Origin of the sequence: Ruegeria sp. ANG-R (assembly GCF_000813985.1) — a bacterium.
Lineage (GTDB): Bacteria > Pseudomonadota > Alphaproteobacteria > Rhodobacterales > Rhodobacteraceae > Ruegeria.
Genome location: NZ_JWLJ01000006.1, coordinates 274,882 through 294,151 on the forward strand (window position 1 = coordinate 274,882; position 19,270 = coordinate 294,151).

The 19,270-nt window shown below is 59.1% G+C and carries 25 protein-coding genes; 11 read left to right on the plus strand and 14 right to left on the minus strand.

Translation table 11 applies throughout. The features are described from left to right. Positions 1 to 205: 205 nt before the first annotated feature. From lptB to RA27_RS15865, 5 genes are read right to left on the minus strand one after another with little or no spacing between them, the layout of a single operon-like run. Complete coding sequence (gene lptB / locus RA27_RS15845; RefSeq protein ID WP_039541075.1) at positions 206 to 964, minus strand: LPS export ABC transporter ATP-binding protein; 759 nt, start codon at positions 962 to 964, stop codon at positions 206 to 208. Then, on the minus strand, positions 964 to 1,455 hold the full coding sequence (locus RA27_RS15850; RefSeq protein WP_052265320.1) for an LptA/OstA family protein: 492 nt from the start codon (positions 1,453 to 1,455) through the stop codon (positions 964 to 966). Before RA27_RS15850 ends, lptB begins: the two co-directional genes overlap by 1 nt. A 3-nt stretch (positions 1,456 to 1,458) precedes the next feature. After that, positions 1,459 to 2,067, minus strand: coding sequence for a hypothetical protein (locus RA27_RS15855; protein ID WP_039541078.1), 609 nt, complete (start codon positions 2,065 to 2,067; stop codon positions 1,459 to 1,461). Positions 2,068 to 2,071: 4 nt separating this feature from the next. Then, complete coding sequence (locus RA27_RS15860; protein ID WP_039541080.1) at positions 2,072 to 3,040, minus strand: KpsF/GutQ family sugar-phosphate isomerase; 969 nt, start codon at positions 3,038 to 3,040, stop codon at positions 2,072 to 2,074. Continuing rightward, entirely contained in the window at positions 3,037 to 3,651 is a 615-nt protein-coding gene (locus RA27_RS15865) for a ribonuclease D (protein WP_039541081.1), read from the minus strand. The genes RA27_RS15860 and RA27_RS15865 overlap by 4 nt, the downstream gene beginning before the upstream one ends. 133 nt (positions 3,652 to 3,784) lie before the next feature. Between RA27_RS15865 and RA27_RS15870 the strand changes: the two genes are divergently transcribed. The 8 genes from RA27_RS15870 (at position 3,785) to RA27_RS15905 (ending at position 10,934) form a co-directional block, all read left to right on the plus strand. Then, positions 3,785 to 4,042: a metal-sensing transcriptional repressor gene (locus tag RA27_RS15870; RefSeq protein ID WP_039541083.1), complete on the plus strand. Its 258-nt coding sequence runs from the start codon at positions 3,785 to 3,787 to the stop codon at positions 4,040 to 4,042. A 3-nt stretch (positions 4,043 to 4,045) separates the two neighbouring features. Then, positions 4,046 to 5,365: an MFS transporter gene (locus tag RA27_RS15875; protein WP_039541086.1), complete on the plus strand. Its 1,320-nt coding sequence runs from the start codon at positions 4,046 to 4,048 to the stop codon at positions 5,363 to 5,365. Between the two features lie 58 nt (positions 5,366 to 5,423). Beyond that, the gene (locus RA27_RS15880) at positions 5,424 to 5,852 is read left to right on the plus strand and encodes an Lrp/AsnC family transcriptional regulator (protein ID WP_039541088.1); all 429 of its coding nucleotides are present in this window, start codon (positions 5,424 to 5,426) and stop codon (positions 5,850 to 5,852) included. 72 nt (positions 5,853 to 5,924) lie between these two features. After that, positions 5,925 to 6,611 carry a lytic transglycosylase domain-containing protein gene (locus tag RA27_RS15885; protein WP_052265321.1) on the plus strand — a complete coding sequence of 229 codons (687 nt, stop codon included), beginning with the start codon at positions 5,925 to 5,927 and terminating at the stop codon, positions 6,609 to 6,611. A gap of 9 nt (positions 6,612 to 6,620) precedes the next feature. Then, complete coding sequence (gene flhA, locus RA27_RS15890) at positions 6,621 to 8,705, plus strand: flagellar biosynthesis protein FlhA (RefSeq protein ID WP_039541089.1); 2,085 nt, start codon at positions 6,621 to 6,623, stop codon at positions 8,703 to 8,705. Further along, positions 8,702 to 9,475, plus strand: coding sequence for a flagellar biosynthetic protein FliR (locus tag RA27_RS15895; RefSeq protein ID WP_082025157.1), 774 nt, complete (start codon positions 8,702 to 8,704; stop codon positions 9,473 to 9,475). Before flhA ends, RA27_RS15895 begins: the two co-directional genes overlap by 4 nt. After that, positions 9,472 to 10,560, plus strand: a complete 1,089-nt coding sequence (locus tag RA27_RS15900; protein WP_039541091.1) for a flagellar type III secretion system protein FlhB — start codon at positions 9,472 to 9,474, stop codon at positions 10,558 to 10,560. The genes RA27_RS15895 and RA27_RS15900 overlap by 4 nt, the downstream gene beginning before the upstream one ends. Beyond that, positions 10,557 to 10,934: a hypothetical protein gene (locus RA27_RS15905; RefSeq protein ID WP_039541093.1), complete on the plus strand. Its 378-nt coding sequence runs from the start codon at positions 10,557 to 10,559 to the stop codon at positions 10,932 to 10,934. Before RA27_RS15900 ends, RA27_RS15905 begins: the two co-directional genes overlap by 4 nt. A 41-nt stretch (positions 10,935 to 10,975) precedes the next feature. On the opposite strand, the gene RA27_RS15910 is transcribed toward RA27_RS15905, so the two are convergent. From RA27_RS15910 to RA27_RS15950, 9 genes are read right to left on the minus strand one after another with little or no spacing between them, the layout of a single operon-like run. Beyond that, positions 10,976 to 11,470: a flagellar basal body-associated FliL family protein gene (locus tag RA27_RS15910; RefSeq protein WP_343294163.1), complete on the minus strand. Its 495-nt coding sequence runs from the start codon at positions 11,468 to 11,470 to the stop codon at positions 10,976 to 10,978. Positions 11,471 to 11,481: 11 nt separating this feature from the next. After that, complete coding sequence (gene flgH / locus RA27_RS15915) at positions 11,482 to 12,213, minus strand: flagellar basal body L-ring protein FlgH (protein WP_039541336.1); 732 nt, start codon at positions 12,211 to 12,213, stop codon at positions 11,482 to 11,484. Beyond that, a complete protein-coding gene (flgA, locus tag RA27_RS15920; RefSeq protein ID WP_039541096.1) occupies positions 12,213 to 12,626 on the minus strand; it encodes a flagellar basal body P-ring formation chaperone FlgA in 414 nt (137 codons plus the stop codon). The genes flgH and flgA overlap by 1 nt, the downstream gene beginning before the upstream one ends. Further along, positions 12,626 to 13,411 (minus strand): flagellar basal-body rod protein FlgG, encoded by a 786-nt coding sequence (gene flgG / locus RA27_RS15925; protein ID WP_039541097.1) that lies wholly within the window; start codon positions 13,409 to 13,411, stop codon positions 12,626 to 12,628. Before flgG ends, flgA begins: the two co-directional genes overlap by 1 nt. A 21-nt stretch (positions 13,412 to 13,432) precedes the next feature. After that, the gene (locus RA27_RS15930) at positions 13,433 to 14,143 is read right to left on the minus strand and encodes a flagellar hook-basal body complex protein (protein ID WP_193746531.1); all 711 of its coding nucleotides are present in this window, start codon (positions 14,141 to 14,143) and stop codon (positions 13,433 to 13,435) included. After that, positions 14,143 to 14,415 carry a flagellar biosynthetic protein FliQ gene (locus tag RA27_RS15935; protein WP_039541098.1) on the minus strand — a complete coding sequence of 91 codons (273 nt, stop codon included), beginning with the start codon at positions 14,413 to 14,415 and terminating at the stop codon, positions 14,143 to 14,145. The genes RA27_RS15930 and RA27_RS15935 overlap by 1 nt, the downstream gene beginning before the upstream one ends. A gap of 3 nt (positions 14,416 to 14,418) precedes the next feature. Continuing rightward, positions 14,419 to 14,709 carry a flagellar hook-basal body complex protein FliE gene (fliE, locus tag RA27_RS15940; RefSeq protein WP_039541099.1) on the minus strand — a complete coding sequence of 97 codons (291 nt, stop codon included), beginning with the start codon at positions 14,707 to 14,709 and terminating at the stop codon, positions 14,419 to 14,421. A 12-nt stretch (positions 14,710 to 14,721) separates the two neighbouring features. Then, on the minus strand, positions 14,722 to 15,108 hold the full coding sequence (gene flgC / locus RA27_RS15945) for a flagellar basal body rod protein FlgC (RefSeq protein ID WP_039541100.1): 387 nt from the start codon (positions 15,106 to 15,108) through the stop codon (positions 14,722 to 14,724). A gap of 12 nt (positions 15,109 to 15,120) precedes the next feature. Next, a complete protein-coding gene (locus RA27_RS15950) occupies positions 15,121 to 15,507 on the minus strand; it encodes a FlgB family protein (RefSeq protein ID WP_039541342.1) in 387 nt (128 codons plus the stop codon). A gap of 88 nt (positions 15,508 to 15,595) precedes the next feature. On the opposite strand from RA27_RS15950, the gene RA27_RS15955 reads away from it, so the two are divergent. From RA27_RS15955 to RA27_RS15965, 3 genes are all read left to right on the plus strand, one after another. Then, entirely contained in the window at positions 15,596 to 16,933 is a 1,338-nt protein-coding gene (locus RA27_RS15955; RefSeq protein ID WP_082025158.1) for a FliI/YscN family ATPase, read from the plus strand. A gap of 89 nt (positions 16,934 to 17,022) precedes the next feature. Continuing rightward, a complete protein-coding gene (locus RA27_RS15960; RefSeq protein WP_039541101.1) occupies positions 17,023 to 17,862 on the plus strand; it encodes a flagellar motor protein MotB in 840 nt (279 codons plus the stop codon). 98 nt (positions 17,863 to 17,960) lie between these two features. After that, positions 17,961 to 19,256 (plus strand): flagellar hook-basal body complex protein, encoded by a 1,296-nt coding sequence (locus tag RA27_RS15965; protein WP_039541102.1) that lies wholly within the window; start codon positions 17,961 to 17,963, stop codon positions 19,254 to 19,256. Positions 19,257 to 19,270: the final 14 nt, after the last annotated feature.

Consider the following 19,270-nt stretch of genomic DNA (forward strand, 5'->3'; position numbering starts at 1 on the left):
CTGACTTGTTTTTATCGGGTGGGGGGTATCGGCATGTTCTGCGGTTGCCGCTGATCCTGCCCTTCCAAGAAGGGACATCGAGATCCAGACTGGAACCGAAGAATTGCCATAAGCCAATTGAGCCAAGAGGTGAGGGAAGAGTCAATCAAAACAGGTGTGTATATACGTGATTTCCGTCATGCGTCAGGCGCATTTCCGCATAACCTCATGAAATACGGAAGTTTTCGCCCAGATACACGCGGCGAACATTTTCGTTTTCGACCACTTCATCGGGGGTTCCGGACATCAGCACCTGACCGTCATGCAGAATATAGGCCCGATCCACAATCTCCAGCGTTTCCCGGACGTTGTGGTCCGTGATCAGAACCCCGATACCCCGTTTCTTCAGATCGGCCACCAGATGCCGGATATCACCGACGCTGATCGGATCGACCCCGGCAAAGGGCTCATCAAGCAACAGATACTTCGGGTCGGCGGCCAGACAGCGCGCAATCTCGACCCGTCGGCGTTCCCCGCCCGACAGGGCCAGCGCCGGAGCGCGTCGCAGGTGTTCGATCGAAAAATCCGACAGCAGCTCCTCAAGCCGCTCTTTGCGGCGATGGGCATGTTTGACGGTTATATCCAGAACCGAGGCGATATTGTCCTCGACACTCATACCGCGGAAAATCGACATTTCCTGCGGCAGATAGCCGATCCCCAAGCGGGCGCGGCGATACATGGGCAGGGTCGTGACATTCTGCCCATCAATCTCGACAGTGCCCGCTTCGGGGAAAACCAGCCCGGCCACCGAATAGAACGTGGTCGTCTTGCCCGAACCGTTCGGACCCAGCAACGCCACCACTTCGGACCGGTTCAGGTTCATCGAGACATCGCGGATGACGGTCTTCTTGCGATAGGACTTGCGCAGCTTCTCGATCTTCAGACCGGACGAGCCTTCGGCGACGGAGAGTTCGGGCCGGTTCATCAGTTGCCACCCTGCTGCAGGATGGTCTTGACCCGTCCCGACATCGTCGCGGTCCCGGTCGTAAGGTTTGCGATCATTTCGTCGCCGCTGATAACGCTTGGTCCCTGCGTCAGCAGCACATTGCCCTTCATCTCAATCACGCCGGAATCGATGGTGTATTCCGCCCAATCACCCTCGGCCGCGTCGGGCGGGCTGACCAGCACAACGTTGTCCGTTGCTTCCATCCGTTCGATGGCCGAGCGTTCTTCGTTGTAGATGACAAGAACGCGATCCGCAGTCAGGCGCATCTCACCCTGAATGACGATGACATCGCCGATAAACTCGGCCGACCCGTCCTCCTGATTCACGTTCAGCGTCTCGGATGTCACTTCGACCGGCAAAGTCGGATCGGCATTGACCGAGCCGAACGCCACCTGTGCCTCCTGCGCAGAGACAGGCGCAGCGCCCGCTGCCACGGCAAAACACAAAACGGCGACACGTAAATCGAACACAAGTTATCTTTCTGCTTTTTGCGGCTCGTATATCAGCTTCACGCCGCCTGTAAAAAGAATATGGACCGGACCATCGTTTTTTTCGGTTCCAAATGTCATTCGTCCGGCCGTGAAGTCGCCAATCGGGCCGGTTCCGTCAATCTGGCCGGGGCTGTCACCCCGAATTTCGTCCAGAGACGTATTCAACAGATCGGTCGTGACCTGGATGCCGTCTCTGGTGGTGATGACCACATCCCCCACGAAGGTCGCGGTGCCCTTGTCTGGTCGGATTATGCCCGTGTTGGATTCAAGTGTAATCTCGCCACCGTTGCTTAACCCAAAGCGGCCCTGAACTTCGGCTGCCGTCGGAGTGTTGCCTTCGCTACCCTGACTGGCGCGGCGGGCTTCGACCCGGATTTCTTCGCCTTTGCGGGTCACTCCCTTGTAATCAGGGCTTGTGACGACCTGATCGGTCAGCCGGTCGTCGATATCCTGATCGCTGAATGGTACCGAAACATTGGTGTCGATGCTGCGCGACAGAAGAAAAACGGATGACAGCAACAAAATCGCCACGAGTGGCAGCAGCACCTTCAGGAACTGCACCCATCGGGAATGGCGATCGACGTCAGCCATCTGGTTACCCCAAACCTACGCGCAGACAGTCGTGGATGTGCAATATCCCTTCGGCCCGGCCATCAGCCTCGGGATCGACAACAAAAAGGCAAGTGATTTTCGGGCTGTGCATGGTCATCAGCGCAACAGCCCCCTCGGCCAGCTCGTCAGGCCCGATTGTACGCGGATCAGGCGTCATCACCTGATCGACCGTCAGATCCAACAGCCCCTGCATGTGCCGCCGCAAATCCCCGTCGGTGACGATACCCAGCAACCGTCCCGCAGCATCTGTTACGCCGACAACACCAAAGCCTTTCTGGCTCATGACCAGAAGTGCTTCGCTCATCGCGGTACCAGAGGGGACGACGGGCGTATCAGAGTGCATCAGATCACGCACCTTGCTGAGCTGTGCGCCCAGTTTGCCGCCCGGATGGAAATCGCGGAAGTTTTCAGGCCGGAAATCCCGATACTTCATCAACGCAATCGCCAGAGCATCGCCCATCGCCAGTGTCAGCGTGGTCGAGATCGAGGGTACCATGCCAAAGCCGCAGGCCTCTCCCAGAGACGGGATCAGCAGATGCACGTCCGCTTGTTTCATCAGCGTGCTTTGCGGTTTGCTCGACAACCCGATCAACGGAATGCCAAAGCGTCGTGTAAAGGCCAGAAGGTTCGCCAGTTCAGGCGCTTCGCCGGAATTCGAGATGGCAAGAACCACATCGCCTTTCGAGACCATGCCCAGATCACCATGGCTCGCCTCGGCAGGGTGGACGAAATACGCCGGTGTTCCGGTGCTGGCCAGCGTCGCCGCGATCTTGTGGCCGATATGGCCGGATTTGCCGATGCCACTGATGATAATGCGGCCCGTCGCCTGCAGGATCAGTTGCACAGCCTCGGCAAAGTGCTCATCCAACCCTTCGGCCAGAACGTCCAGTGCACGGGCTTCGTCGGCTACAACCTGACGCGCGGTTCTCAGAAATGCTTCGGTATCGGTCATGAGTGCGCAAAAATATCGGTTTCGGGCCAGCCTGCGAGGTCAAGCTTCGCACGTGTCGGGAGGAAATCAAAACAGGCTTGTGCCATCTCGGTCCGGCCTTCACGGGCCAACCGTCCATCCAGCGCATCACGCAGCTGGTGCAGATACAGAACATCCGAGGCGGCATAATCAAGCTGCGCGTCCGTCAAGGTTTCCGCGCCCCAATCGCTCATCTGTTGCTGTTTCGAGATATCGACGCCGATCAGTTCCTGACACAGGTTTTTCAGACCGTGCCGGTCGGTATAGGTGCGCACCAGTCGACTGGCGATCTTGGTGCAGTAAACCGGCGCGGCAAGTGCTCCAAAGGTGTGAAACAGTGCCGCGATATCAAAACGACCAAAATGGAACAGCTTCAATACGTTGGGATCTTCCAGCATCGCGCAGAGGTTCGGCGCAGATGATTGGCCTTTTTCCACCTGAACAATATGGCAGTTTCCGTCCCCGCCCGACATCTGGATGACACATAGCCGGTCCCGATGCGGGTTCAGCCCCATGGTTTCGCAATCGATGGCCACGACCGGGCCCATATCCAACCCATCGGGCAGATCGTTCTTGTACAAATAATTCGCCACGAGGACTTCCTTTGTGCGGTCTCGATCCCGAGATAGGAGGTTTCGCAGGCAAACTCAACGTCATCGCTTCGAGAGCGTTTTCTGTCAGACGTGCATCTTGACAATATCCCCATGGGGGGGATTAGGATCAATCATGACGACACACGCCCACAAATCGCATCCGCAGATCACGGCACGCCTGAAACGCGCGCACGGACACCTGGCCAAAGTAATCACCATGCTAGAGGATCAGGCGCCCTGTACGGATATCGCTCAGCAACTTTTTGCCGTGGAAAAGGCGCTCACCAATGCCAAACGTGCGCTGATCCACGACCATGTCGACCATTGCCTGTCCAGCGAAACCGATGACGATGGCGTCGAAGATTTCAAAACCATAACCAAGTATCTCTGACCGATGTTGAGTATTCTCACAAATCGTACCTATCGACATCTGCTGGCAGCCCAGATCGTCGCGCTGACCGGAACCGGGCTGGCGACGGTGGCGCTGGGGCTGCTGGCCTTCGATCTGGCCGGAGCTTCAGCCGGGCTGGTGCTGGGGACCGCGCTGACCATCAAGATGCTGGCCTATGTCACCGTCGCCCCGCTTGCCGCCGCCTTTGCCGAGCGCCTGGACCGGCGCAGGATGCTGGTGGTACTGGACCTCGTGCGCGCCATCGTAGCGCTCTGTCTGCCCTTCGTTACCGAAATTTGGCAGGTCTATGTTCTGATCTTCGTCCTGCAATCCGCCTCTGCCGGGTTTACACCCGCGTTTCAGGCCACCATCCCGGATGTTCTGACCGACGAGCAAGACTATACCAAAGCCCTCTCCCTTTCACGCCTCGCAGTCGATATGGAGAGCCTGCTGAGCCCGATGCTGGCCGCCGCCCTGCTGCTGTTCGTCAGTTTCAACAGCCTGTTTCTGGGCACCAGTCTCGGCTTTGTTGCCTCCGCTCTGCTCGTGGTATCCGCCACCCTGCCTTCACCCAAGCCATCCGAGCCGCGCGGTATCTATGACCGCACCACACGCGGCATCAGAATTTATCTCAAGACCCCGCGTCTGCGCGGCCTGCTGGCGTTGAGCTGGAGCGCAGCTGCGCTGAGTTCGATGGTAATCGTCAACACCGTCGTGATCGTGCGCGGCGATCTCGATCTGTCTGAGAGCGCCGTGGCAATTGCTCTGGCAGGGTTTGGCGGCGGCTCGATGCTGGCTGCATTCGCTCTGCCACGCCTTCTGAACCATATCTCTGATCGTCGCGTCATGCTCAGCGGAGCATCGCTGGCGACCGGCGCTATGGGAGCAGCGGCGGTACTTTCCTCCACCCTGCCGATAACGCTGTGGCTTCTGACCGCGATCTGGGTGTTGGTAGGTTTTGGATATTCCAGTACGCTGACGCCTTCGGGCCGTCTGCTGACCCGATCCGCCCATGCCGAAGATCGGCCCGCCGTTTTCGCCGCTCAGTTCACCCTGTCCCATGCCTGCTGGCTGGTGCTTTATCCTTTGGCCGGATGGCTGATGACCCGTTATGGTGCCACAGTGGCCATGGTCGGAATGACAGCAGCCGCAGCTCTGGGTCTGGTTCTTGTGCTAAGGGCCTGGCCCCGTAACGACGAAAAGGCGATGGTCCACAGCCACCCTGACCTTCCACCGGATCACCCGCATCTTTCCGGGCCCAAACCCCACGCACACCCGATCGTCATTGATGATCTGCACCCCCGTATGCCGAGCGAGCCTTGAGCCCGGGTGCCGAACTGCCATAAACCGGAACAAGCCCTGCCCGAACCCCGGAGCCCCAATGGACCAGCTTGATCGACGCATCATCGCCGCCTTGCAGCACAATGCGCGCGACTCGACGACCCGCATCGCCAACACACTTGGGGTCGCCCGCACCACGGTGCACGAACGCATCAACCGGATGGAAGAGCGTGGCGTTATCGCAGGTTATTCGGTCGTCCTGCGCGAAACCGAAGACACCCCCCGCGTGCAGATCATCGTCCTGCTCGAGGTGCAGCAGAAAGAAACCACACGCATCATCAAGCGCCTCGAAGCTTATCCCGAGGTTAAACTGTGCCTGTCGATCAATGGCGAGTTTGATCTGTTGCTCTCGGCCGACGCGCCGCGGATCGAAGACCTCGACATTCTAGTCGATGAACTCGCGCGGGTACCCGGCGTGCTACGCACCAACACCAGCGTGGTTTTCGGCCGGAAGATCGACCGAAACTGAGGCACGCTAACCCTCTGTAAACCGATGGTTGGCTAGCTTGGCCCGGATTGATCAGAATCCCGGACCGGCAGAATGCCAATACAAAAACTCCTGAGTGCGGCGCTTGTGGCGCATGTCTTTCTGGCGCAGGCCGGATACGCAACGCCCAACGGCGGGACCGCGACGCTGTGTGATCGCGCAGCGCGACGTGCGGCACAGGCCGAGGGCGTTCCGCTGGACGTTCTCCGTGCCATCGCTCGCGTGGAAACAGGTCGCGAACTGGATGGAAGGCTTGAACCCTGGCCCTGGACCGTCAATCGAGAAGGTCAGGGATACTGGTTCACCTCAGAGATCGAGGCAAAATCATACGTTTTTAACATCTTCAAATCCGGTGCGCGCAGCTTCGATGTCGGCTGCTTTCAGATCAATTACCGCTGGCATGGCCAAGCCTTCCGCTCTATCGACGCGATGTTCGATCCTGACGAGAACGCGGCCTACGCGGCGCGGTTTCTGGCCCAGCTTTACGCAGAGCTCGGATCATGGCCCGCCGCTGCCGGAGCGTACCATTCACGCACCCGGCACCATGCGGCCGCGTATTCCGACCGCTTTCAGACCGTATTGGCACAGCTGGACGGGCCACACGAAAACCTTGGACGCGACCCTTTCACCGCCTCTGCACGCCCGCTTATCCCTCTGAACGCCCATCCCGCTGGCAAGAACGCATTGGGATCGCTGGTTCCCGACAGCGGCACCGCCACCGCGTTCATCGCCTTCAACTAGGAGCAGACAGTGCCCCGCATCGATCCCCGCACCCTGTTCTCTCCGACCGTCCTGCTGGCTTTGGCGCTGATGGCGGTCATCGTGATGATGATCCTTCCCATGCCCGCCTGGGTGCTGGATGTGGGGCTGGCGGCCTCGTTCGCTCTGGCGATCCTGATCTTCACTTTGACCCTGTTCATCGAACGGCCGCTGGATTTCTCATCCTTCCCGACCATCCTGCTGGCCTCGCTGATGCTGCGCTTGTCGCTGAACGTGTCTTCAACCAAGCTGATCATCGGTCAGGGGCATACCGGCACCAATGCGGCTGGCGACGTGATCGAAGGCTTTGCCCAGTTCGTCATGGGTGGCAGCATCTTCCTTGGACTGGTGGTATTCGGCGTTTTGCTGATCGTGAACTTCATGGTCATCACAAAGGGCGCGGCCCGCATGGCCGAAGTCGGCGCCCGGTTCGCGCTGGATGGGATGCCCGGCAAACAGCTCGCCATCGACAGTGACATGTCCGCCGGGGCCATCGATCACCAGCAGGCCAAAGAACGGCGTGAGCGCGAGCAGCAGGAAACCACCTTTTTCGGCTCGCTCGATGGCGCGTCGAAATTCGTCAAAGGCGATGCGATCGCCGGGCTTCTGATCACGCTGCTCAACCTCGTGATGGGATTGGTGATGGGCGTTATCGTGCACGGGATGCCAGTGTCGTCCGCCTTTGAAACCTACGCCATCCTGACCGTTGGCGACGGGTTGGTTTCCCAGATCCCCGCAGTGATCATCTCGATAGCCTCCGCCTTGCTCTTGGCACGCGGAGGCACGCAAGGCGCGACCGACAACGCAATATTCTCTCAGCTCGGACGACACCCCGCGGCACTGGGAACTGTCGCCGTTCTGATGGTGTTGTTTGCACTGGTCCCCGGGCTGCCATTTCTGCCCTTCATCCTCGGGGCCGGGGTGCTGGGCTATGCCGCTTATTCCGGGCTCAGGAAGCGCGAGGCCGAAGCCGAGGCCGAGCCTCCTGCAGCCGACGCCGACACGCCCGTCTCGCAGGCCATCGGTGACATTCTGGACCTTGATGACGTACATCTGGAGTTCGCGCCTGACCTTGTCAGCATGGTTTTGAACCCCGGCACCGGCCTTGATGCGCGGATCGCCAATATGCGGACCTATGTCGCCTCTAGTTTTGGCCTGATCCTGCCCGAAATCCGCCTGACTGATCGTGCCGATCTGCCAACCGGAACCTATGTCATCAAGGTGCAGGGGGTCGAACAGGCGCGCGGCGTTCTGAATTCCGAACTGGTACTGGCGTTGGTGCAGGACGGGCATGACTTTCTGCCGGACGGCACCGACGTGACCGAGCCGGTCTACGGTGCACCGGCACGCTGGATATTGCCCAAGGATCAGGAAACCGCCGCGTTGAACGGTGCCACCATCGTCACACCTCCTGAAATTCTGGCGACCCATCTGCTTGAGATCATCAAACAGAATTTCTCGCGCCTGCTGACTCTTAAATCCCTGCGGCGGCTGTTGTCAGAAATGACCCGGCTCAGCGATCCGACCCGGGCCGAAGCCAACCGCAAATTATTGGATGAGCTGATCCCCGACAAAGTGCCGATCGATACGCTTCACGCGATCCTGCGGTTGTTACTTGATGAAAGGGTCTCGATCCGCAATATGGCGCTGATCCTCGAAAGTGTGGCCGAGGCACGCCTGACCACAACCCAGCCCGAGGGGATTTGCGAACTGGTCCGCCAGCGGCTGGGCTTTCAATTGGTCGCGGACATGAAACGCGAGGACGGCTCGATCCCCCTGATCCAGCTTGCGCCGGAGTGGGAGGACACCTTTGCCACCTACCAGATAGATGCGCCCAACGCCGGCATGGATGTGGCCTTACCCCCCAACCTATTCAATAAGCTGGCTGATGGTGTCGTCGAGAGCGTGTCAAAGTCAGCCGATCACGGGTTGTTCCCGGCTGTCGTGACATCGACCCGACGACGCCGGTTGTTACGAACGATCATGCACGCACGCGGCGTTGCAAACCCAGTCCTGTCCTTCGAGGAGATCGGGCTCGAAGCGCGGCCTGCATTGGTCGGGACAGTGCCCGCGTGATCTCGGTCCCCGCAGAGCTTTTGCCGTATCTGGGCCACAACATCTGGCATCTGTTTGCCGTATTCCTTCGGGTGTCCGCGCTGGTTTCCCTGCTGCCCGCATTTGGTGAACGCAGTATCCCGGTGCGGGTCAAACTCGGGGTGGCGGTCGCTTTCACGATGATCGTCGTTCCAGCCATCCCTGCGGCAGAGGTTCTGCCGGATTTCTCCGGCATGATCGGTTTGATCGGTATCGAAATCCTGATCGGCCTGATGCTTGGCATCGGTCTGCGCCTGTTTGTCCTTGCCTTGCAAACTGCGGGCTCGATCGCAGCACAGGCTACATCCTTATCTCAGATTCTGGGCGGAGCGGCGGCCGAGCCCGTTCCGGCTATGGGATATCTTCTGACGCTGGCCGGGTTGGCGCTGGCGGTACTACTGGGCCTGCACATCCGAGCCGCGCAATTCCTGATCCACAGCTATACGCTGTTTCCCATCGCAATGCTTCCGTCCGCGCCGGACCTTTCGTATTGGGGTATCACCCAAATCGCCCGCAGCTTTGGGTTGGCCTTCGCACTGGCAATGCCCTTTGTCATAGCATCGCTGATCTACAACCTCGCACTGGGCGTAATCAACCGGGCCATGCCTCAGCTCATGGTCGCCTTTGTCGGTGCCCCTGCAATAACATTCGCAGGCCTTTTCCTGCTTTTCGCGGGTGCACCGCTGATCCTGTCAACTTGGTCTGACGCTCTTTTTGTCTTTCTCCAGAATCCGCTCGGAGGTCTGAGATGACTGCATCGGACGACGACAGCGACAAGTCCTTCGAGGCCACTCCGCAAAAGCTGGAAAAAGCCCGCAAGAAAGGCGAGGTGGCAAAATCCAATGACCTGTCGGTCGTGGCCGCCTATTTGGGGCTGCTGGTAGCGCTTCTGGTCGCAGGCCAATACATGGCGGAGCATCTCGGAACCCTGTTTGTCGTGCTGATCGATCAGTCAGACCAATTTGCGATTTTACTCACCGCCGGACCAGCGGCACCCACCGTGGCTGGCATCTTGACATCGGCGCTGGTTCCAATCGCCGCACTATTCATTGTCCCGGCCGCAGCAGTATTGCTGAACCTGATTGCCCAGCGCGCACTGATCTTTGCACCGGACAAACTGAAGCCTCGCGCTTCGCGTATCTCGATCCTCTCGAACGCAAAGAACAAGTTCGGCCGGGGCGGCCTGTTCGAATTCGCCAAGAGCTTTGTGAAACTGCTGATCTACGGCACCTGCCTTGCCCTGTTCTTGCGCGCGAACCTGCCCGAGATTCTAACGGCCAGCGCTGCACCCGCACGATCCTCTATCCTGTTGATGATGAATTTGCTCACGCGCTTCCTCTTCATCGTCATTATGATCGCATTGGCTATCGGTCTTATCGACTATCTGTGGCAGCAGGCTGAACACATGCGCAAAAACAGAATGTCGCGCAAAGAAATCCAGGACGAGACCAAGGATTCCGAAGGCGATCCGCATGTCAAACAGCAGCGCCGGCAGCGTGCGCAGGACATTGCGACCAATCAGATGATGGCCGATGTCCCCAAGGCTGATGTGGTGATCGTCAACCCGACGCACTATGCGATCGCACTGAAATGGTCACGCGCGACCGGAAGCGCACCGGTCTGCGTTGCCAAAGGGGTTGACGAAGTCGCTGCAACCATTCGCGCAACCGCCGGAGATGCGGGCGTTCCCATTCACTCTGACCCGCCTACGGCGCGGGCTTTGCACGCTACGGTCGAGATCGGGCAGGAGATTGCGGAAGAGCATTATCGCCCCGTCGCCGCGGCTATTCGGTTTGCCGAGGCCATGCGCAAGCGGGCCAGAGGGCAGATCGGATGACACATGACCGCATAGACGATCTTTCGACAGTGGCCGAAGCCGTGTTTCAGCGGGAACACCAAAAGCTACACCCCGTATTGCAGCGTGAAGCCCGACTTCTCCAGCAGCTGGCGCGTCTGGATTCTCAGTTAACCGAGGTGAGGTCGACCAGCACACAGGCGGATGGCTACCACGTTACCGGAGCTGATTTGTTGTGGCACAGTTGGGAATCGGCGACGCGGCGGACCCTGAATATCGAACTGGCCCAACTGCGATCGCAGAAGCTTGAGGCAATGGAACGGCTGCGCGAGGCATTCGGGCGCAAGCAAGCCGTCTCTGATCTGTCGCGCCGTCTACAAGATCACAAACGACGCGGCGCAATCCAAAACCCATGAACCGTAGTCAAAAGCGTCTGCTTGAACGCAAGCGAACCCGCTCAGGTATCCTGACGGCTAACGCTCATTATCAGGACCTGCGAGACATCCTGACCCAGGTCCTTTCTCGCCACCTCCAACAATGCCTGGCGTAATGCCGCAAGATTGTCTGACCGCGTGAAAGCGCCATCAAACCCGCCGATATTGGCATAATCGAACAGGACCTGCAGGAACCGGTCCCTCAGCTTCGGTTCAATCTCATAGAAGGCTTCGGTGATCCCCGGACGCACTTCAAGGCTGAGGGACATGGTGACCAGCGCCGATATCTCATCCTCGGTAACGACGGGGACAACAAACTGCTTGGTGAGTTTCAGATACTCATGAACCTCAGAGCCATCGCCTTTGTCGGGCTTGGACTTATCCGTCTTGTCAGCCTTGGTTTTCGGCGTAACCTCTTTATGATCCTCAGGTTCTCCGGACGGGGCCAGTATGATCCGGGCCCCCACACCGGCGGCCAGGCCGGCCATCAGAAACACGATTGGTAACAGCTTCCCCATCATCCCGGCCCTCAGAACGGCAGCAACGTATCAAGTATTTGCTGGCCATACCGCGGTTGCTGCACATCCGTGATCTGCCCCCGGCCGCCATAAGACACACGCGCAGAGGCGATCTTGTCATAGGTAATTTCATTCTGGCGTGAAATATCCTCGGGCCGGACATACCCCGCGACCAGCAGTTCTCGAAGTTCGAAATTCACCCGCAATTCCTGCGAACCCGAAATCGAGAGCACGCCGTTTGGAAGAACGTCAATGACTGTTGCCGCCACGCGCAGCGTCAGTTTCTCTTTGCGTTTGACAGACCCTTTGCCTTTGCTGACCGAAGCCGAGTCGATCGATACAGCCTCGTCAAGCGAAGCCCCTTCCGGCAAACGTTCGCCCGCGCGCTGTGGCAGGCCAAACAACTCTGGCACGGCAAGGCTTTCAGATCCGGCACGCGATCGATTGGTATCGTTGGAAATCTCAGCTTTTTCGTCCAGTTCGATCACGACGGTCAGAATATCACCTTTCTTCATCGCGCGCTGATCCCCCAACAGCGAATTCTGTCCACCGCTCCACAAAGAAGACTGATCGACCGCTCGCTGTGGTTGGCTGTGTAGCGGTAGCCCAGGCCATAGCATCGCCACATGTTCAGGGGATTCCGTATTTGGCGTCAGGCTGGGAGGCTTGCCCAGATGGTCAAGCCGACCACAGGCCGCGACGCTCAGAACAGCGAATAGAAAGGGTTTTGAAAGGCTCGGCATCATTTAACCTCGATTTGACCATCCGGACGGATAACGCCCGTTACTGTTGTGCGAGACGCCAGGTTCATGACGCGGATACGCTCGCCAACTGCGCCACGACCCAGCGCGCGGCCTTCAGCGGTGATAGAGAGCGCAACGCGATCAAATACCAGCGTCACCAGATCGTTTCGGTCCACGATGGCGGGCGGACCGATATCAGCAGGGCGGATTGGCCGACCCGGATAGAGCGCTACGCGCGCCTCCTGACCGACAAGCATCTCGGGATTGCGAACCGCGCCGGCAACGTCACCAGCTTTGGTTTCCAAGTCCGATGCCGCGATAACCTCTTTCGCACGAATCGTACGGGTCGGCACGGTGATCTCGGCCAGAGTCGCCAGCGGCGTCAAACACAGTATCAGGGTCAAAAGCCGCATCACCGCACCTGTGTGGTTGCGCCCATCATCTGATCGACGGCAGAGATGACCTTGGCGTTCATCTCGTAGCCGCGCTGAGCTTCGATCAGTTCCGTGACCTCACGCACCGCATCGACCGAGCTGTCCTCGAGATACCCCTGCCGCAACGTACCCAGCCCATCCTCGCCCGGGGTACCGACAACAGGAGCACCCGACGCTTCGGTTTCCCTGAACAGATTGCTGCCTACCGCCTCAAGACCCTTGGCATTTGAAAAGCTGGCCAGCGTGAACTCGCCCAGCAACTGCCCCTCGGCAGTGTCGTCGAAATAGGCATAGACCTCGCCCGCAGCATTGATCGATATCGATCTGGCATCGTCCGGAATGGTGATTTCGGGCGCGACAGCAAAGCCGTCCGATGTCACAATCAGGCCCTCGGCCGAACGCTTCAGACTACCGTCGCGGGTAAAAGCAGACTGCCCATTGGGCATCGTCACTTCGAGATAGCCGCGCCCTTCGATGGCAACATCCAGATCACTGCCCGTCGCCGAAAGCCCGCCCTGTTCCAGTTGAACGGTAACCGCAGCGGGCCGCACGCCCAAGCCAAGTTGAATACCGGTCGGAAGGACCGTCCCGTCCGAGGCATTGACCGCGCCGGCACGCGCAATCTGCTGGTAGTGCAGATCCGCAAACTCGGCCCGGCGGGTGTTGTAACCCGTTGTGTTCATATTCGCGAGGTTGTTCGAGATCGTCTCGACCCGCATCTGCTGAGCAGTCATGCCGGTTGCCGCGATTTTCAAAGCACGCATATCGTGTTCTCCTTCAGGTGATCAGCGCATCAGCGCCTTGAGCGCGCCACGCACGCGTTCGTCCTCGGCTTCGAGAAAGCTCTGCCCAAGCTCATATGCCCGCTGAATCTCGACCATCCGGGTCACCTGGCCGATGGCATTGACATTCGACCCCTCAAGAAACCGGTGCAGTACCACCGGCTCGTCCACCGGATCGACCTGACCACCGGGGCGGAAATGCGTATTGCCCTCGCGCACAAGACCTTTGGGGTCGGCGACGTTGTAGACCCCGATCTGACCCAGAAGCTGGCCATCGACGCTCATCGTACCATCGCTGCCGATATCGATCGTTGCGGCATCCGGCGGGATGAAAACAGGTGCCCCGTTGCTGTCCAGAACCCGATGCCCATCCATCGTCACCAGGTCACCCTCGGCATTGGGGGAAAAGCTGCCTGCCCGGGTCAGCCGGTTCCCCGAGGGTGTCTCAATCATAAAGAACCCGTCACCTTCGATGGCAAAATCGAAGGCCCCTCCGGTTTCGGTCAGCACTCCCTGCTGCAGCGAGGTATTACGCGCCTCGGCCCGGGTGAGCGAAAGCGAAGGGTTGCCGGGTATGTCCCGAATAAACTCGGAAAACACCACACCCTGCTGGCGGTAACCGCTTGTGTTGGCGTTGGCGATATTGTTGGCAACCATCCGCATCTCGTTCATCAGACCGGATTGGCGGGACAGGGTGACATATGCGGTGTCCATCAGCGACCTCCGGCGATAAGCGGGATCAGCGTCCCGGTGAAGAATGTGACGAGTGTCTGGGTCATGAACCCCATCGACATCCAGAACACGACAACGATGGCGATCAGCTTGGGCACGAAGGTCAGCGTCATCTCCTGCACCGAGGTCAACGCCTGAAACAGACCCACGGTGAGACCCGAAATCAGCGCCACCGCGAGAATCGGAACTGATGTGATGACCGCGACCCAAAGCGCCTGACGCACGATATCGTAGAACAGACCTTCGCTCAGCATCGCTCAGACCGGCATCCGCAGGATTTCCTGATAGGCCTCAACGACCTTGTTACGAACGATGACCGCCGTTTCCACCGCCAGTTCGGTCTGCGCTAATGCCTGTACCAGAGCATGTGGATCGGCCTGTCCGACCATTGAAGATTGCGCCACCTGCTCGCTGTGTTTCAGCGTTGCGGCAAAATCCTGAAAGGTAGATCGCACCCCTTGCACCGCTCCGTGATGATCCGGGTCGGCCTGTGTAGCGGGGCGCGCACCGGCATAGCTTTGGGCGGCGGTAAGTGATCGGATGTCCATTCTGGCTTTCCTTTATTTGCGAAGTAGATCCATCAGGCTCGACGACATTTGCCGGGTCTGATCGAACATCTTAAGATTGGCTTCGTAGCTGCGCTGCGCCTCGCGGGCGTCGGCGATTTCAATCATCAGATCGACATTGGAGCCCTGGTAGTAGCCGCTTTTGTCTGCCATCGGGTGGCCGGGATCGTAAATCTGGGGCAGGTTACGGCGGTCAAGCCTGACGCGTCCGGCCTGAACCATTTCCTTGCCACCACGCTCGACCGTTTCAAACGGAACCGTTTTGCGGCGATAGCCCGGAGTATCCGCGTTCGAGATATTCTCGGACACATGACGCAGCCGCGCCGCCTGCGCCCGCAGGGCACTGGCCGAGGCCGTCAGGGAATTGGAAAAATCGCTCATACCGATATCCTCTTATGCCCGGCCCAGGCCGCTACGCAGAATTCCGATAGAAGACTTGTAGATCGCCAGAGCGCGATCATGCTGCCGCTTGACCTCGACGGCTTTCAGCATCTCCTCCTCCAGTGAGACACCGTTGCCGTTTGGATCGCCCATCTCGGTGGCTGTGTATTCGGCCCAGGGCTGAGGACGGGCCTCCCCATGCAGATGCCCCGCACGCGTCGCTGTCATCGCGACCTCGCGGCCCGGGTTTTCGAAGGCTTTCTGAAAGGCCTCGATATCGCGGGGCTTGTATCCCGGCGTATCCGCATTGGCCATATTACGCGAGATGACGGCCTGCCGTTGTCCGGCATGGGTTGCCATTGCGTACGCTGTCTTAAAGACGTTCAGGTCAGAGAACATCGGGGCTTCTCCCTCGATCAATTTCAATCAAGGCTTAACCCCGATTCCTTTAGAAACCGTTTTCAGCAAACCAATTGGAGGACCTGCGATGCATGATCTCGATCCGATGCGTCTGAAATGCGAATTCGACAGAATGTCCGCGGTGCGGCACATCGGGCGCGTTACCAGCGTCGCGCGCGGGGTGATCGAAATCGACGGTCTGGCCGCGCGGGCCCGAATCGGAGATCATCTGACCTTGCACCGTCAGAGCGGCCCGGACCTGCAGGGTGAAGTGCTGCATGTCGAATCGGACCAGATTCATATGCTGCCCGCGACTGCCCCCGATGGTGTCTGTCTGGGTGATCGGGTCTCTCTCGAACAGATGCCTGCCTTCGCGCCCGGATTGCATTGGCTTGGGCGGGTGGTCGACCCGTTTGGCAAACCTCTGGACGGCAAACCCTTGTTGCCGGGTACGCATGATCGCGATCTCATGCAAGCTCCTCCTGCTGCAGTTTCGCGTAAACCGCTGGGTGCGCGCATGGAAACCGGGCTGGCCATACTGAATACCATGCTGCCCATTGTTCAAGGTCAGAGAATCGGCCTGTTCGCCGGGTCAGGTGTTGGCAAATCAACCCTGCTGGCAACGCTTGCCCGTTCAATGCAGGCAGACGCCGTGGTCGTCGCTCTGGTCGGTGAACGCGGGCGCGAGGTGAACGAGTTCGTAGAGACAGCATTGGGCGCAGAAGGCATGAAACGATCCATCGTCGTGGCGGCAACATCGGACCAGTCCGCACTGGCGCGCAGGCGTTGTGCATGGTCGGCCATGTCGGCGGCTGAATATCTGCGGGACCAGGGGATGAATGTCCTGTTTCTGGCCGACTCGGTCACGCGCTTCGCCGAAGCCCATCGTGAAATCGCCGCCGCCATGGGCGAGGCCCCCTCGCTACGAGGGTTCCCACCGTCGGTCACGCCGCTGATTGCGAACCTGTGCGAACGCGCGGGCCCGGGCACTGCCGATCAGGGCGATATCACGGCCGTATTCAGCGTTCTGGTGGCCGGGTCCGACATGGATGAACCCGTCGCCGATATCCTGCGCGGGGTGCTGGATGGTCACATCGTGCTGAGCCGCGAGATCGCCGAGCGCGGTCGGTTCCCCGCCATTGACCTGAGCCGATCTGTATCGCGCAGCCTGCCAGCCGCTGCGACGGCAGACGAGAATCAGATGATCGCGGAAACCCGCAAACTGGTCGGCAGCTACGAACAGTCTGAGGTCATGATCAAGGCCGGCCTCTATGCCGAGGGCGCAGATCCATTGCTGGATCGTGCCGTTCGGGTCCACGAAGAATTGGACAGCTTCTTCGCCAAGGCCGACCCGGACGGAATCGACAACAGCTTCAAGCGGTTATCACTGATTCTGCGGCGCGCAGGTGCGGGCCCCGGGCGGTAGCCGCTGAATTCGGAACAGTTTTAGATGTTAAGCCCACCTTAAGACCTGCCCTGCTACGCCGGTAGACGGGTGAATAGAAGGTGGTGGAGATGGGTGCGCAATCCAATGCGGCGCCAATCATCATCAAGAAGAAACGAGTGTCGGGTGGCGATGGTCACCACGGTGGTGCGTGGAAGGTCGCGTATGCGGACTTTGTCACCGCCATGATGGCTTTCTTCATGTTGATGTGGCTGCTGAATGCAACGACCGAGAAGCAACGCAAAGGTCTGGCGGATTACTTCTCGCCCACGATTCCGGTCAATCCGGTCTCGGGCGGGGGTGATGGGGCCTTTGGCGGAGACAACATGTTCTCGGAAAAAACCATGGTGATGGATGGATCGGGCGCAAGTAACCGAAACCCCACCGAGGCGAAGCAGGCGCGCGGCTCAACCGGTGTGGACGCGCAAGGCGGCGGTAAAGGCGCGTATGAAGATTTCTCGTCGCTCGAAGCGCGATTGCTGGGTCGCGCAGGGGAAAGCCTGGTGTCCGACAAATTGCTCAAACACATCGTTACCCGTGTCACCGACGAAGGATTGGTGGTCGAGCTGTACGCCACGGAAGATCAACCACTCTTCGAATCGGGCACGGACAAGCCGACACACATGATGCGTGCGCTGGTACTGCTTGTGGCAAGGTCTTCGGACCTCGTGACAAACTCGATCTCGGTGGAAGGACATGAGCGGTCTTCCCCCGTGGTGCTGGCTAACAATCCGGTTTGGGACCTATCCACCGCCCGGGCGCAACGCACGCGCCAACTGCTGCAGGACAAGGGCGTCCAACCACTGCGGCTGGACCGTGTGACCGGACATGCAGACCGTGAGTTATCGGTCGAAAACCCGATGGACGCGCGCAACGATCGAATCGAAATCATTTTTCTGCGCACCCCATGAGAGACAAAGGATAGACTGCATTTTACCTGTTAGCGCGATGTTAAGGGCCAGTGCGGTACGTGTTGCATCAATGATTGACGCAACAAAAGGGCGTGCCGATGACCATTTCCTCTTCGCTGAATGCCGGTGTGGCGGCGTTGAAGGCCAACGCCAACAGGCTGGCCACGATCTCTGACAACATCGCCAATTCCTCGACATTTGGTTACAAGAGGGTCGAAACCGATTTTCACTCCATGGTCACGTCGGGCCAAGGTGGCAGCTATTCGGCGGGCGGCGTCAGAACCACCAGCCAGCGCCTGATCGATCAGCGCGGATCGCTGGTAACCACCAACAATTCGACCGATCTGGCCGTGCGTGGCCGGGGTATGCTGCCGGTCCGTCCAAGCTCGCAGATCGCATCGGGCTCGAACGAGATGTTGCTGACCACGACAGGCTCGTTCCGTACGAATGAAGAGGGGTATCTGGTTACCCAATCCGGCCTTGTCCTGCTGGGCTGGCGCGCAGCTGCGGATGGGTCGATCCCCAGCGTACCACGTGACACACCGGCGGCGCTGGAACCCATTCAACTGAGCGTCAATCAGCTGTCAGGAGCCCCGACAACGTCGATGAACCTGCGGATGAACCTGCCCGCGACCGCAACCGATGCGGGGGCTCCGGGCGACACGCAGCCGCTGTCGGTCGAATACTTCGACAATCTGGGCAAGTCCGAAAGCGTGGATATCGAACTGGTGCCAACGGTGCCCGCAACCGGCACCAGCAATGAATGGACCATGACATTGCGCGACTCGGCATCCGGCGGCGCTGTCATCGGAGAATACACTCTGACTTTCACAGATAGCCGCACCGCCGGTGGTACGCTGGCTAGCGTCACCGCCGTATCCGGCGGTGCCTATGATCCGGCAACCGGCAGCGTCGTTGTCAACGTCGCCGGTGGACCGATGGAGGTCAATATCGGGCTGATCGGTGATGCAGATGGAATCACGCAGCTTTCGGATACCTTTGCGCCGGTTTCGATCACGCGCGATGGCTCGGCCGTTGGCACGATGACTAGTGTGCAGGTCGACGAGAATGGGTATGTCTATGCGTTTTACGATACCGGCGTCAGCCGCCGGATGTTCCAGATTCCTCTGGCGGATGTACCCAATCCAAACGGCCTGACAGCATTGGATAGTCAGACCTATGCCCCCTCACGTGAAAGCGGGACCTTTTTCTTGTGGAATGCGGGTGAGGGGCCGACGGGCGATCTCGTATCCTTCGCCCGCGAGGAGTCGACCACCGATGTCGCCACTGAACTGACGTCGATGATCCAGACACAGCGCGCCTACTCCTCAAGCGCTAAGGTCATTCAGACCGTGGATGAGATGTTGCAGGAAACCACCAATATCAAACGCTGATCTGATGACTGACC